Genomic DNA, 14,034 nt, shown 5'->3' with positions numbered 1-14,034 from the left:
CTCGGTGCTCGCCGGTCCGCCGGCCTGATGCAGCTGACACCCTCGCCTGAGAGAGAAGCACCAGATGACAGTACGAAGATCGTATCGTGGTGTCGGGCTCGCGGTCGCCGTGATGCTCACGGCCATGCTCGCGAGCGTGGTACCGGTCGCGGCGTCCAGCTCCGATCCCGCCAGCGGTCCGGAGACGCCGGTCGTCCTCGATGACGGGCACATCGATCTGGCCGCCGTCATCGAGGACGGTGAGCTGCTGGCGCGGATCAAGGACGGGACCGTCGCCGGGCAGACGACCTGGCGTGACCTCGAGGACGTCGTCCTGCACGCCGTACCCGCGAGCGAGGCCACGGTTCCGTCGCTGCCCGCATACGACTTCCTCGGTGAGCCCGGCGACCAGATGTGGCTCCTGCCGATGACGCAACAGCCGGGAGTGCTGTGGCCTGGCTGGAACACCGAGGAGATCAGCCGAGACGACATCGACGGTCGCGTCACCTGGACGACGCATGACGTCGACGGGCCTGGCGAGTTCGTGCTGTTCACCGAGGGGCCGTTCGCGCCCGACCCTCCGGTCGTCAACACTCGCGACGGCCTGCCGGATGCCTTCGAGATGGCCGAGCGCACGCACACGCACGCGAACTGGGTGTTCTCCGCCGAAGGCGTCTACTGCCTGGACCTCGAGTTCAGCGCGACGGCCGTCGGGGGCGGAATGCTGACGGATCGGCGGCGACTGACGATCGCCGTCGGCGCCGTCGACGCCGACTCTGTGACTCCTTGCGGGAAGCAGGACACGGAACCTCCCACCACCACCCCGCCGGCCACCACCACCCCGCCGGCCGACACCACCACTCCACCGCCCGACTCGACCACCCCGTCGACTCCCGACACCACCACGCCCGCGCCGGAGCGGCTCGTGTTGGACACGGGCCATGTCGACGTCGCGGCACGACTGCGAGACGGAAGCCTCGTCTCAGAGATCAAGGATGGGACGCGGAGCGGGGACCCGGTGTGGCGCTCGGTGTCGGAGGTGCTCTTCCACCTGAAGCCTGAGGGCGCTCGCGAGGTGCCCGCTGATCCGGCATACGAGTTCCTCGGCGAACCGGGCAGCCCGGTGTGGCTGCTTCCACAGACTCAGGACCCGGAACTGCTCTGGCCGGGCTGGAACACCGAGGAGATCGCAGGCGACGCCCTTGCGGGGCCGGTGCGCTGGACCTTGGACTCCGTGGACGGACCCGGCGAATTCGTGTTGTACCAGGACGGCTCGTTCGGCCCGTCCGAGCCGGCGTTCAGCACCCGGGACGGGCTTCCCGACGCCTTCGACATCCCATTGGGGACGCACGCGCACGCGAACTGGGCGTTCTCGGCGGAGGGCGTCTACTGCCTGGGATATCGGATGAGCGCCACGCTGCCCGCAGGTTCCGAGGTCGAAGCGAAGGAGGTTCTGCCGGTCGCCGTCGGTGCCGTCGACACCACTACGGCGACCTGCGAGCCGGACCCGACCGACCCGCCGAGCTCGACCAGTCCGCCGAGCCCGACCAGTCCGCCGAGCCCGACCGGTCCGACCGGCCCGCCGAGTCCGACCGGCCCGACCGACCCGCCGAGTCCCACCGGTCCGACCGACCCGCCGAGCCCGACCGACCCGCACCACGCTCCAGGTGGCGGTCCGCGTCCGGACGGCGACCAGGGGCCGCTCGCCTGGACGGGCATGCGGACAGCGCTGCCGCTGACCCTGCTCGGCTCCGTGCTCCTGCTGCTGGGTGGCGTCCTGTGGTGGTTCGGCAGGGGGCGACACCGCACACCCGCGACGGCCACGACGGACGAACCCCGGTGACGAGGTCGTGCTCGTCCCTGTTCGTGGTGAGAGCGACACCGACCACCAGCGGCTTTCCCAGGGGAAGGAAGACGTGATGAGAATCCGCTCAAGGGCGTGCCGGATCGTGGCAGGACTGGCGACGCTGTCGGTCCTGACCACGGCCTGTGCTGCCGGCGAGACGAGAGGCACCGGGGAGATCACCGTGATCACCACCACGGAGATACTCGCCGACCTGGTCGCGAGCATCGGGGGTGACCGAGTCGAGGTCAGCTCGCTCGTGCCCGCAGGCGGTGATCCGCACTCCTACGAGCCCAGCCCGGCCGACGCCGCACGAGTGGCCGAAGCCGACGTCGCCTTCACCAATCATCTGCTCCTCGAGGAGCAGGCTCTGATCAAGACGGTGGACGTGAACCTGCCTTCGGGTGCACTGAACGTCTCGCTGGCGGAGGTGTCGGAGACCTACGGAGCGCATGTCATACCGCTGGTCGAGAACATCGCCCTCGATGTGCTCTGGCTCGGCCTTCGGGTCCGCGGGACCGGCGAGGAGCACGGAGCCACCCGCACCTCCGAGATCGGGATGACCGCCGTCGACATGACCGGACCGGGCGATCTCTTCGTCTACCTGACGCAGGCTCTCGGGTCGCCGGACGTCTACTTCGGCTCGGCCGACGGTTTCGACGACGCCGACCGCACAACGCTTCCTCCGGCCGCGCACACTCACGTGAACTGGGCGTTCACCGAGCCCGGTGAGTACGAGCTGACTCTGGCAGCGGATCTGGACAACGGGGACGGCGACCCCCGACCACTGGGTGAGGGCACGTTCCGCTTCGCCGTCGGCGTCGACCCCCACACGATCGCGCGAGACGGACAGCGGATCCTCGACGCCGGACACACCGATGTGACCGTCGACCTGGACACCGGCGAGCTGTACGCCTTCGTGGACGCCGAGGTCGGTACGGATCAGGAGGTCGTCCCCGCTGTCGATGTGGTGATCGACGTGCCCAACCGTGCGTTGGAGGAGATTCCGGATGATGCGCGGTTCACCTTCCTCGGTGAGGCAGGGAAGCAGGTCTTCCAGCTTCCGCAGGCGGTGCTCGGCAAGCACGTCCACGGCGAGATCGATCCGCATCTGTGGCAGGACGTGCGTAATGCCAAGGCCTATGTGCAGCTCATGCTCGACACCCTGATCGAGGCCGATCCCGAAGGCGCCCAGCGGTACGAGACGGCGGCCGGTGCCTACCTCGCCGAACTCGACGAGCTGCACGCCTACGTCGGCGACCGACTCGCGACCATCCCTCCCGAGCGCAGGCAGCTCATCACCACCCACGACGCGTTCGGCTACCTGGCCGAGGCCTACGACATGACCGTGGCCGGGTTCGTGGTGCCCAACCCGGCGCAGGAGCCCAGCGTGGAGCAGGTGTCACGACTCACCGAGACCATCCGGAACCTGGAGGTTCCCGCCGTGTTCATGGAGCCCAACCTGGTCCAGCGTGCCGACGTGCTGACACAGGTGGCCCATGACCAGGGCGTCGAGGTGTGCACGATCTACGGCGACGCCTTCGACGAGAACACGACCGACTACGTGTCGATGATGCGGCACAACGCCGACGAGCTGGTGCGCTGTCTGGGAGACGGCCGATGACCGAATACTCGACGGGCGTGCCCGTGCGACCGGCTCTCGTTCTCATGCCGATCGCCGCGTTCAGCCTCGTGCTCGCCCCGTCTGTCGCCGCGGCCGCGGAACCCGAGACGGTGTCCGCCGAACCGTCCTCGGAGCGGGTGGTGATCGCCGACGGCCATATCGACATGGGACCTCGGTTCGTCGACGGCGAGTGGACCGTGCAGATCCGTGACGACACCGTCGAGCCGTCGACCTGGCGAGCGCTGTCCGATGTGGTGTTGCAGGTCGCCGACTCGGCGGTGATCGAGGTTCCCGACACCCCCGACTTCGCCTTTCTCGGCGAACCCGGTGCCGAGGTGCACGTCCTGCCTCAGGTGCAGCAGGACGGCGTCCTCTGGCCAGGGTGGAACACTCAGGACCCCTCGGTGGTCACCAGCATCGACCGGGAGGTCACCTGGACCCTGGAGGGGGTGGAGGGGCCCGGCGCGATGGTGCTGTTCCTCAACGGCAGCTTCGGTGAGCCGGCGGTGGTGTTCGACAGCCGAGACCCCTACCCGCAGGAGACCGGCATCGAGGTCGACACCCACGTACACGGCAACTGGGCCTTCTCGGAGTCCGGAACGTATCTGCTGGACATCGCGATGAGCGCTCGCACCGACGACGGCGAGGAGGTCACCGACCGCGGCGTACTGCGGATGCACGTCGGGAACGAGGACCCGCAGGCCGCCTTCTCGGTCGGCCTCGACGCCGATGCCTCACGGGAGCCGACGGCCGCCGTCGACTCGCCTGCGGGCTCCGCCGCCGAGGAGTCAGCCGAGCAGGGGGCGAGTTCGGTGCCGTGGCCTGTGATCGGCGTGGCGGCACTCCTCATGGTCCTGGCCGTCGGCGTCCTGGCGGTACGGAGAACTCGCGGTGCGGCCGCCGGCGGCTCCGACGAATCGGGCGGCTCGACCTCCGGAGACGCCCGATGAGTGAGACGTCACCGCCACTGGTCGTCAACGGCCTCGGCGTCGAACTCGGCGGCCGCAAGGCTCTTCACGACGTCGATCTGCGAGTGGACGACGGCGAGATCGTGGGTCTCATCGGCCCTAACGGCGCGGGCAAGACGACCCTGCTTCGTGCGGTCCTCACCCTGGTCCCGACGGTCGCCGGACAGATCACCATCGAGGGGCGGACCCCTGCCAAGGCACGCGGAACCATCGGCTACGTGCCGCAGCGGCACGAATTCGCCTGGGACTTCCCGATCTCGGTTCGAAACGCCGTCAGATCGGCGTTGACGAATCGTGTGACGCAGGGGTCCCCGCGGTCGCGTCGTCGAGCCGCCGTTCACGAGGTGGTCACCGAGGCCCTGCGTCGGGTCGACCTGACGGCGCTCGGCGACCGACCGATCGGAGAGCTCTCGGGCGGCCAACGACAGCGGGTCCTCGTGGCGAGAGCGTTGGTGTCTCGACCGAGACTGCTGCTGCTCGACGAGCCGTTCACCGGGCTCGACGTGCCGACTCAAGAACTGTTGACCCGCCTGTTCGGCGAGCTGCGAGGCGAGGGGCGAGCCGTGCTCATGACCACTCATGATCTGCCGTCGGCCGCTGCGATGGCAGATCGACTGGTGCTGTTGAACAAGACGGTGGTGATCGCAGGCCCACCCGAACAGCTTCGCGAGCCCTCGGTCTGGCTACGGGCGTTCGGCGTCGTCGCGTCAGAGCAGCTTCTGCACACGTTGGGAGTCGACTCATGATCGGAATCCTCGAATTCGTGACCGATCCCTGGAATCACGTCTTCATGCGGCGTGCCTTTCTGGTCGCGGCGATGTCCGGCGTGGTCTGCGGTGTGATCGGCTGCTATGTCGTGTTACGCGGCATGGCGTTCATCGGTGACACGGTCGCGCACGCGGTGTTCCCCGGAGTGTCGATCGCCTTCGTGTTCCAGTTCAACCTGGTTCTCGGCGGGGCCGTCGCCGGTCTGCTCACGGCCGTTCTGGTAGCGGTGTTCAGCCAGAACCGGAGACTCAAGGAGGACACCGTCATCGGCGTGCTGTTCGCGGCGGCGTTCGGGCTGGGAATCGTCATCCTCTCCAGCACCGCAGGCTACAGCGGCTCCTTGGAGTCGTTCCTGTTCGGCCAGATCCTCGGCATCAGTGACGGCGATGTGGCCAACGTGCTCGTGGTGGGCTGCGTGCTGCTGGCCGTCACGCTCGCGATGTCGGGCCGGCTGGTCGCGGTGAGCCTGGACCGGGAGACGGCCCGAGCGGCGGGCCTGCCGGTGTTCTGGCTGGACTTGGCGCTGTACGCGATGGTGACCGTCGCCATCGTCATCTCGTTGCAGGCAGTCGGCAACATCCTGGTTCTGGCGCTGCTCATCACCCCCGCCGCGTGTGCACGTCTGCTGACGGATCGACTCGGCGTGATGATGGTCCTCGCCCCGGTGATCGGGGCGGCCGCTTCGTTCCTCGGGTTGTATCTGTCGTTCGCGTTCAACCTGGCGGCAGGCGGACTCATCGTCCTGGTCGCGACGGCGTTCTTCCTGCTCAGCTGGCTCTTCGCCCCCCGCCACGGGCTGCTCCGCCGCGCACGGCATCGGTCGGACGAGGTCCGACGGGCGCAAGCCGAGGAGGGAGGCGTCGTGGAGGCGACGTGACCGGGTTCGCGGAACGCCGCCGCGAGTCGACTCCGACGAGCCGATCCGACACGACCATCACGCCGTACGCGTGTCCACACCGCCGAAGACCGGGACGAACCGGTCCGCATGACGAGCCACAGGTGGCCGCGGATCGCGACCGTGCAATTCATGGCGAAATCGCGATATCGATATATGACTGAACGGATACATGGCTGTGATCTGATTCATCATGGAATCTCCTGGTGGGCTGTTGTCGGTTTTCCTCCGATTCATTAGCCTGGCGGAGAAGATTCCGTTTCTCGTGGAACCACGCTCTGTTCGCGTCGATTCTCGATCTGGCGTCGAAATGGAGGGCTTCCCGCTCGACTCGTCCGCAGCTGTTGTCAGACGGGTTCCATACAGAGGATCAGCTGACGAAGAATCAGGAGAGGATCCTATGCGAAGGCATAAGCGATACTGGGCCGGCCTGCTCGTGTCGGCCATCGGACTGCCCCTGGCGGGCGGCCTGCTGCTCACAGGTTCAGCCGCGGCTCAGGAACGAGTCGTCCTCAGCGAAGGTCACGTGGACGCGTTCGAGGTGCAGTACGTGGACGACGCACTGCGACTGCTCGTCCATGATGGAACCAACGCGGGCTCACCCGCCGTCGACCGCGAGCCTGCGGACGTGCTCTTCGCGGTCACCGACGCGAGCGCGGCCACCGCACCGGCGAACCTCGCGGTCGAACTGCCCGGGTTCGCCGAAGCGGGCCAGGACGTCTGGGTGCTGCCGCAGAATCCGGTGGCAGGACAGCTGTACCAGGGCTGGGCGACCGAACGCCTGCCCGCCGGTCTGCTCGCGGAGGGCAGCCGCGTGAGTTTCGAGATCCGGTCCGTCGAGGGCCCGGGTGAGTTCGCGCTGTGGCAGTCGGGATTCGGCGGCCTCGTCGTCAAAGCCAACTCCGGCGACGGGCTGCCCGACACCTTCCAGGCGGCCGCCGCGTACACCCACGAGCACGCGAACTGGGGTTTCTCCGAACCCGGTGACTACACGATCGAGGTCAACGCCCACGCCGTCCTGGCCGACGGCACCGAGGTGGAGTCCGGCATCGAGGCCTACGGCTTCTCCGTCGGAGGGGAGGCTCCCGAGACACCGGAGGATCCGGACGTTCCCGGCCCCGCTCTGGTCATCGACGGCATGGCGCACCACTACCACACCGGTGATGTCGCGACGCTGACCGCGACCTACAGCCAGGAGACGGACCTCACCGACTACCGGTGGTTCACCAGGGCCGCCCCCGACCAGGAATGGAGTCTGATCCCAGGCGCGACCGGACCCGTCTACAGCTTCACCGCGGGACCGGACGTGCACGGCGACGACATCATCGTCCGGTTGTACGACGGTGACGCGATCGTCGCCGAGTCCGCCCCGGCAACGGTGGTCGTCGACGACCACTGAGGCGATCCGTCCGCTGATTCCGTCCGACCCGGTCTCGAACCGGCGGCAGCGCAGGACGGCCCTCATCTCGGATGACGGCTGAGAGACAGAGCTCGCCCCTCGGCCGACCGAACCTGGGCCGTGCTCTGTGGATCCGAGCCGCTGCTGTGCTCCGGTCAGCCGGTGTGCGCGTGCGGAAGATCAAGGAAGGCTCGTGCCGGTGTCGCGGATCTCGTGGCACCGGCACGGCTCTTCGCAAGCCCCACGTGGCGAAGTCCGTCGGATACCGGCACCACCGGAGCCCACCGGACCGGCGACCGGATCGACACCGAACGCCGAGCGGTCCTGGTCGCCTTTGGGAGAGGGCTTCGCCGTTCGGCCGCGGCACCCGGCCACCGGGCGGTCTCATCCTGTCCGCACCCTCTCCGCGGCGGGCAGCCCCAGCACGTTCGAGATCCGATGATCTCGGCAGAACGGAGGCCCGCCCCATGGCGGGCGGCGCGGAACCGCCCGCCTCGACGTGGTCACCGTCGGCCGGCGCCCGCGATCCGCCAGGAGCTCGCCGCGGTGTACTGGTCGTGCAGTCGTGAGTACAGGCCGCCGGTGTCGCGGAGCCGTTCGGGGCTGTCGTCCTCCACCACGCGGCCTTGGTCGAGTGCGATGACCTGGTCGGCCGACTCGAGGGTGGCGGGTCGGTGCGCGATGACGATCACCGTGCGCGCCGGGTCCTCGGCGATGCGTCGGATCGCGTCGCCGACGGCACGCTCGTTCTCCGGATCGAGCGCCGACGCCGCCTCGTCGATGACGACGATCGGCGACCCCTTGAGGAAGGCCCTCGCGATGGACACCCGCTGGCGTTCACCACCCGAGAGTTTCGAGCCGCCCTCGCCGACCCGGGTGTGCCAGCCCGCGGGCAGCCGCTCGATCACCTCGTCGAGCCGCGCCGCCGCCGCCGCGTCCGCCAGTTCGCGTGCCGTGGCGTCGGGACGTGCGAGCCGGAGATTCGCCTCGATGGTGTCGTCGAACAGGTAGACGTCCTGGAAGACCAGGGCGATCCGCTCCCGGAGACAGCCGGGATCGAACTCCCGGACGTCGACGCCGCCGATCGTGATCGAACCCTCGTCGACGTCGAAGAATCGGGCGAGCAGCCGCGTCACGGTGGTCTTCCCCGAACCCGAGGGACCGATCAACGCCGTGGTGCTGCCCGCGGGACAGGAGAACGACGCCTCGGTGATCGCCCGGCTTCTGCTTCCCGGGTAGGCGAACGAGACGCCGGTGAACGTCACGTCGTCGGCGGTGTGGTCGCCGACGGGATGGGCGGGGGAGGGGAGGGGCTTCGCGGACAGGATCTCCTGAACCCGTGTGACGGCGTTGTCCATGGCGTGCAGCGCGCCGATCAGCTCGATCAGGCTGCTCAGCGGTTCGAGGAACCGCACCGTCAGGATGAGCAGGGCGATGGTCTCGGGGGCGCCGACCCGGCCGGTGACGAACAGCCAGACGCACAGGACGACGGTGGCGACGAATCCCGCCAGGACGACGGCGGTGTACGTCAGGTCGGGGACCATGGCCCGGCGCAGGCCCCGCTCGTAGACGTCCCGATGCCCCGCCAGCGCCGCGCGCAGGGACGGCGTGCCGGATCTGCCGAGGCCGGCCGCCCGCAGCACGGGTTGTGCCTGGCCGACCTCGATCGCACGGCCCGCGATGTGCATCGCCGCGTTCTCGAGTTCTCGTTCCACGTCGGACGAGACGCGGCCCGCGCGCCGCAACGCCAGGAAGGCCACGGGCATCGTCGCCGCCAGCAGGAGTGCGACGCGCCAGTCGACCGTCGCGGTGACCAGCACGATGGTCGCGGGCGTGAGCACGGCGGTGAGCGCGGGACCGCCGGTGCTCACGGCCAGCTGACCGATGTTGCCCGCGTCGGCGGTGAGCGTGCGCGCCAGCCGCGCCTTGTTCTCCGGGGTGAACCATCCGCTCGGGAGGGCGATCGCGTGCTGCATGACCCGGTTCCGCAGCTGTCCGGCGACCTCCGAGGCGGCGGTGAACCCGATGGGCGTCGCGATGACGGTGAGCACACCGTAGGCGACGGTTCCCAGACCGGCGGCGAGCAGCCACGGCAGCGCCGAATCGAAGTCCGGCTCCGGTCGCATGAGCGCGGTCAGGATGGGCGCGAGCGTGCCCAGCAGAAGGCCTTGGAGGATCGCCTGGACGGCGGTGAGCGCGCCGAGACGCAGGGTCAGACGCGGGTGGGGGACGAGCGCGTGAAGATGACGGATCACGGGGTCTCTCCTCGGAGCCATTCCCGGTGGAGCGTGGCGTAGGGGCCGTCGCCGTGCACGAGTCGGGCGACGGCTCCTGCCTCGATGAGCAGGCCGTCGTCGTAGACGGCGACCGGGTTCTGGAAGGTGGCCGGCCCGGCGTTCCCGCCGAAGGTCGCGACCGTGATGCCGCGGTCGACGGTGCGGAGCGCCTCCCGGAGCGGGAGCGCGGCCGATCTGCCGGGCAGGACGAGCAGCGACGTGTCGCGGAATCGCGGGAGGACGGCGAACGGGCGACGACAGGTCATGGCGTGCCACCCGCGGTCTGGGCCTGCCAGAGTCGGGCGTAGAGACCGCGTTCGGCGAGCAGCGTCGAATGCCGTCCCTTCTCGACGAGGCGCCCCCGATCGAGGACGAGGATCTGATCGGCGTCGGCGATGGTGCGCAGCCGATGGGCGATGACGATGACGGTCTTTCCTCGGACCAGGTGCGACAGTGCCCGTTGCACGGCGGTCTCGTTGTCCGGGTCCAGGGAGGCGGTGGCCTCGTCCAGCACGATGACGGGCGCGTCGGAGAGGATCGCGCGGGCGATCGTGAGCCGTTGACGTTCTCCGCCGGAGAGTCCGGTGTCGTCGCCGAGCACGGTGTCGTAGCCGTGGGGGAGCCGCTCGATGACGTCGTCGATCCGCGCCGCGCGGGCCGCGGCCCGGACGTTCTCGTCGCTGGCACCGGGAGCGGCGATGCGGATGTTCTCGGCGATGGTGTCCCGCACGAGCATCACGTCCTGGAACACCAGCGTGATCGACGAGAGCAGGGTGCGCTCGTCCATCGCGCGGACGTCGACCCCGCCGAGGCGGATCGCACCGCGGGTGACGTCGTAGAACCGCGGGATGAGACCGGCGAGGGTCGACTTGCCCGCGCCCGACGGGCCCACGATCGCCGTGACGGTGCCGGGTTCGCAGACCGCGCTGAGATCGTCGACCGCCATGACGTCCCCGTCGTAGGAGAAGGAGACTCCGTCGAACTCGACTTCGTGGCCGTGCGGTGACCGCGGTTCACGGGGCTCGGGCAGCGGGGGCCAGGTCAGCAGGGACTCGATGTTCTGTGCCGCGGCACGTCCCTTGCGCAGACCGTGTGAACCGTGGATGGCGGGGTTGATCGACGTCGGGAGCCCGATGCCGACGATGAGGAACGGCAGCAGCGAGGCGAACGACAGCGAGCCGGCGTCGACGAGGGCGAGGCCTACCGCCGCCAGGATGGCGAGCAGGGTCATCTCGGAGGCGAGGAGTCGTGCGGCGGCCGTGCTGTACCGGGTCTCGGCGGCCCAGGCCGCCAGCGCGGCGGTGTGCTCGTCGACCGCGGCGGTGAAGCGACGCAGGGCCTGCCCGTCCGTTCCGAAGGCCTTGACGACGCTGACGCCGTCCGCGTACTCGACGCTGGCGGTGCCGATGCGTCCCTCGGCCGCCAGCAGCCTGTTCATATGGCTCGTCATCGAGCGCATGGCCGTTCGGTAGCTGATGCCCAGCGCGGCGAGGGCGCCCGCCGTCACGAGCGCCATCCGCCAGTCGACGAAGAACAGGTAGGCGAGCCCCACCGTGACGGCCGTGGCGGCTCCGACGATCTCGCCGAGGGAGTGCGCGATGAGCTGGTGCATCTCCTCGAGATCGTTGGTGAGACGACGTTTGATCTGCCCGGACCCTCGGTCGCGGAACCATCCGAGCGGCACCGAGCCCAGGCTGCGGACCATCCGTCGTCGCAGCTCGTGGAGGATTCGGGCGTCGGCGAAATGGCCGAGGCGGGACGAGGAGAACACGAGGAGCAGGCGACCGACGGCCCCGGCCGCACCGAGGATCACCCACCGCCAGATCGTGGCCGGGTCGGCGGAGGTCCCGTCGGTCGCGAGGAGCCTGGCGACCTCGGCGGCCGCGATGTACGGGACGGAGCCGGCGCCCGCGGCGAGCGCCGAGAGGACTCCGCACCCCACGAGATGTCCTCGGACCGGCCCCAGCAGGCGGGCCAGCGCGCCTGCCCTCGGCAAGGAGGCGGCGCCGTCTGTCGTCGCGGGATCGATCTCCTCAGGAGACGGCGGGGCCGCCTGTCTGGTAGCGGTCGCGTTCACGCCGTGGAACCTCCTGGTCCGGTACTCACCCGATCCGGTGGCCGGGTGCTCTCGTCTCCGTCATCGGCTCGCCCACCCACGTGGTAAGGCCTGCCTAACCTGATCTTGCGATGTGAAGGCGACTTGATGTCAAATGACGACATGGGCGTTCACGTCGGTGCCTCGATCGGCCAGGCTGCGGCGCTGTTCGACATCGCACCGTCCACGCTGCGCTGGTGGGAGAAGACGGGGCTGCTCCCCGCCCCGCCGAGGGTGAACGGACGGCGCGTCTACGACGAGCAGGCGCTGCGCCGGGTCGGCGTCGCCTACCTGTGCTGCCTCACCGGTGCCATGCCGCTGTCGCAGGCCGCCTCCGTCACCACAGGTCAGGCGGGCAAGGACTGGCAGGAGAACGTGAGCAGTCAGGTGGCGCGTCTCGACGGCGAGCTGCGCAGGCTGCGGAATGCGCGCGACTACCTGCTTCACCTGCTGCGGTGTCCCGATGACGACGTCGTCGCCGAGTGCACGCACCTCGCAGGCGAACTCGCGGAGCACACGCCGGTGGGCGACGTCGCGGTGGGCGACGGTCTGGTCGCGGCGGCCAGGTCTCTCCGTCCGCGCGGCAGCGACGCCGTTCGTGACGAAAAGACGAGGCGGCGTGACGAAGACGGTGCGGGCCAGGCGCGCTGCGCGGTGTGCGGAGACGCCCTCGCGACGACGGCACGCGGCAGACCGCGGAAGTACTGTTCGCAGGCGTGTCGTCAGCGCCGATATCGCCGGAGCGCGGCATCGAGCTGATCTCGGCGGCAGGGACTGCCGCGGTCGACCAGGTGCCGGGCCCGCCGTGTCGCGGCGTCGCCGTCGCGGCGCGGGATCACGTCCGGGGCCGGTCTCCGGGACCGCGATCGATTCGGGTTGGAGTTCGGGTTCGGGTTGGGGGGAGAGTCACGGCGGCGGTGGCACCCCGCCCGATCCGACCCTCGCCCGTCGCGATGCTCCCCGTCTCGGCACGGAACCGGTCGCCTGCCTCGTCGAGTGTTCGCCGAGGTGGCTCCGTCGGCGGCCCTCGGCTCCGCCCGCCGCCGTCGATACGTCAGTCGGCGCGGCCCCGGCCGAGCAGGTGAATGGAGAGATGCGGGGCGAGTGACTCCGCGATGCGGGCGGTCCGCAACGCATAGTCGTTGAGACGGGTGTCCACTCGGGCCGCGGCTCCCAGCGGCCCCTCCACCCCGAGGATCTCGACGTCGCGGAGGCCGGCGGTCTCCAGTTCCGTGACCAGCTCGCCGGGATCGTGGTTGTAGGACACCCGATCGAAGTCGCTGCCTGCCACGTCCCGCCCGGTGCGCAGGATCGCCGCCAGGTGTCGTCGGATCTCCACGTCGTGGAGTCCGCCCCTGGCGGCGCGGACGGCGGGCTTCGCCCAGCGGGACATCGCCGCCACGATGATCTGACCGCCGCCTCGGCACACGCGCACGGCCTCGGACAGGGCGCGAGCACGATCGGCTGCGGACGGCAGATGGTAGAGCGGGCCCATGAGGAGCACGACGTCCACCGAGTCGGCCGCGTGCGTCAGGTCACGGGCATCGCCGATCTTCGCCGAGATCCCGCGGGCCCGGGCCTGGTCGACGTGCCTGGCGACGAGATCGACGATCGAGACCTCGTAACCGAGCCGGATCAGCCATTCGGTGTATCGTCCGGAGGCGCCGCCGACGTCGAGAAGCCGGGCGGGCGGGTCGGGCAGCCATCGCCGCGGCACTTCACCGGTGCGTCGCCATTCCACCTCGTTCTGGGCGGCCGCCATGCGGGCGTCCTCGTCGCCCGCCTCGTACAGGCGCCGGAGCACGGAATCGGCGTCCGCGGCCCTGTCCTTCGCCATTCCTCCGACCCGTCGATCTGCTGTGTCGCGTCGGCTGCGCGGATCGCCCGACCTGCCGAGTACGGCGCGGCCCTGGCATGGTCGCATCCGCGGCATCCGCGAATCACCGGTTCGTCATCACGGCACGGTGTTCTGGCGCGGCAGGCGACGGACGGTGCGCCGTGGATCAGCGGCCGGGTCCGACGCCGGGTCGGGCGGCACGATGGAGCGCCCGAACCGCGCGGCGGGCGCCGCCTCGTGCGGGACTCGGGAGTGGTCTCGGCGATCGACCGGTGCGCCGGTTCGGGGACTCCGCCGCACCGGCGCGGGCAGCGTGCCACGACGCGCGGCGTCGACGCGGCCGCCCGACG

The 14,034-nt window shown here is 69.7% G+C and carries 11 protein-coding genes; 7 read left to right on the top strand and 4 right to left on the bottom strand.

From position 1 onward, the window contains the following. The first annotated feature begins 64 nt into the window (after positions 1-64). The 6 genes from AHOG_RS19630 to AHOG_RS19605 all read left to right on the top strand — a co-directional run bounded on the left by AHOG_RS19630 (position 65) and on the right by AHOG_RS19605 (position 7,476). Positions 65-1,822, top strand: coding sequence for a choice-of-anchor M domain-containing protein (locus AHOG_RS19630; RefSeq protein WP_093942648.1), 1,758 nt, complete (start codon positions 65-67; stop codon positions 1,820-1,822). Between the two features lie 76 nt (positions 1,823-1,898). Next, positions 1,899-3,446, top strand: a complete 1,548-nt coding sequence (locus tag AHOG_RS19625; protein ID WP_093942647.1) for an anchored repeat ABC transporter, substrate-binding protein — start codon at positions 1,899-1,901, stop codon at positions 3,444-3,446. Then, a complete protein-coding gene (locus AHOG_RS19620; protein WP_211290450.1) occupies positions 3,443-4,396 on the top strand; it encodes a TIGR03773 family transporter-associated surface protein in 954 nt (317 codons plus the stop codon). The genes AHOG_RS19625 and AHOG_RS19620 overlap by 4 nt, the downstream gene beginning before the upstream one ends. Further along, the gene (locus tag AHOG_RS19615; RefSeq protein ID WP_093942646.1) at positions 4,393-5,160 is read left to right on the top strand and encodes an anchored repeat-type ABC transporter ATP-binding subunit; all 768 of its coding nucleotides are present in this window, start codon (positions 4,393-4,395) and stop codon (positions 5,158-5,160) included. The genes AHOG_RS19620 and AHOG_RS19615 overlap by 4 nt, the downstream gene beginning before the upstream one ends. A 17-nt stretch (positions 5,161-5,177) precedes the next feature. Beyond that, positions 5,178-6,059 carry an anchored repeat-type ABC transporter permease subunit gene (locus AHOG_RS19610; protein ID WP_245856334.1) on the top strand — a complete coding sequence of 294 codons (882 nt, stop codon included), beginning with the start codon at positions 5,178-5,180 and terminating at the stop codon, positions 6,057-6,059. Positions 6,060-6,477: 418 nt separating this feature from the next. Continuing rightward, positions 6,478-7,476 carry a choice-of-anchor M domain-containing protein gene (locus AHOG_RS19605; RefSeq protein WP_157736926.1) on the top strand — a complete coding sequence of 333 codons (999 nt, stop codon included), beginning with the start codon at positions 6,478-6,480 and terminating at the stop codon, positions 7,474-7,476. 503 nt (positions 7,477-7,979) lie between these two features. Here the strand turns inward: AHOG_RS19605 and AHOG_RS19600 are convergent. Genes AHOG_RS19600 through AHOG_RS19590 form a run of 3 tightly spaced genes read right to left on the bottom strand, consistent with a single transcriptional unit; the run spans position 7,980 to position 11,829 of the window. Continuing rightward, positions 7,980-9,731, bottom strand: a complete 1,752-nt coding sequence (locus tag AHOG_RS19600; RefSeq protein ID WP_093942643.1) for an ABC transporter ATP-binding protein — start codon at positions 9,729-9,731, stop codon at positions 7,980-7,982. Then, the gene (locus AHOG_RS19595) at positions 9,728-10,018 is read right to left on the bottom strand and encodes an NCA2 family protein (RefSeq protein ID WP_093942642.1); all 291 of its coding nucleotides are present in this window, start codon (positions 10,016-10,018) and stop codon (positions 9,728-9,730) included. Before AHOG_RS19595 ends, AHOG_RS19600 begins: the two co-directional genes overlap by 4 nt. Then, a complete protein-coding gene (locus AHOG_RS19590; RefSeq protein ID WP_093942641.1) occupies positions 10,015-11,829 on the bottom strand; it encodes an ABC transporter ATP-binding protein in 1,815 nt (604 codons plus the stop codon). The genes AHOG_RS19595 and AHOG_RS19590 overlap by 4 nt, the downstream gene beginning before the upstream one ends. Positions 11,830-11,970: 141 nt before the next feature. Here AHOG_RS19590 and AHOG_RS19585 point away from each other — a divergent pair, with 141 nt between their 5' ends. Further along, a complete protein-coding gene (locus AHOG_RS19585) occupies positions 11,971-12,606 on the top strand; it encodes a MerR family DNA-binding transcriptional regulator (protein ID WP_093942640.1) in 636 nt (211 codons plus the stop codon). A gap of 295 nt (positions 12,607-12,901) precedes the next feature. On the opposite strand, the gene AHOG_RS19580 is transcribed toward AHOG_RS19585, so the two are convergent. Then, positions 12,902-13,684, bottom strand: a complete 783-nt coding sequence (locus AHOG_RS19580) for a class I SAM-dependent methyltransferase (protein ID WP_157736925.1) — start codon at positions 13,682-13,684, stop codon at positions 12,902-12,904. Positions 13,685-14,034 lie beyond the last annotated feature (350 nt).

It is taken from the genome of Actinoalloteichus hoggarensis (genome assembly GCF_002234535.1).
GTDB lineage: Bacteria > Actinomycetota > Actinomycetes > Mycobacteriales > Pseudonocardiaceae > Actinoalloteichus_A > Actinoalloteichus_A hoggarensis.
This window is presented reverse-complemented; position numbering and strand designations above follow the sequence as displayed.

Coding starts and splice junctions, on each gene's coding strand:
- AHOG_RS19630 (WP_093942648.1), top strand. CDS start 65: ATGACAGTACGAAGATCGTATCGTGGTGTCGGGCTCGCGGTCGCCGTG.
- AHOG_RS19625 (WP_093942647.1), top strand. CDS start 1,899: ATGAGAATCCGCTCAAGGGCGTGCCGGATCGTGGCAGGACTGGCGACG.
- AHOG_RS19620 (WP_211290450.1), top strand. CDS start 3,443: ATGACCGAATACTCGACGGGCGTGCCCGTGCGACCGGCTCTCGTTCTC.
- AHOG_RS19615 (WP_093942646.1), top strand. CDS start 4,393: ATGAGTGAGACGTCACCGCCACTGGTCGTCAACGGCCTCGGCGTCGAA.
- AHOG_RS19605 (WP_157736926.1), top strand. CDS start 6,478: ATGCGAAGGCATAAGCGATACTGGGCCGGCCTGCTCGTGTCGGCCATC.
- AHOG_RS19595 (WP_093942642.1), bottom strand. CDS start 10,018: ATGACCTGTCGTCGCCCGTTCGCCGTCCTCCCGCGATTCCGCGACACG.
- AHOG_RS19585 (WP_093942640.1), top strand. CDS start 11,971: ATGGGCGTTCACGTCGGTGCCTCGATCGGCCAGGCTGCGGCGCTGTTC.
- AHOG_RS19580 (WP_157736925.1), bottom strand. CDS start 13,684: ATGGCGAAGGACAGGGCCGCGGACGCCGATTCCGTGCTCCGGCGCCTG.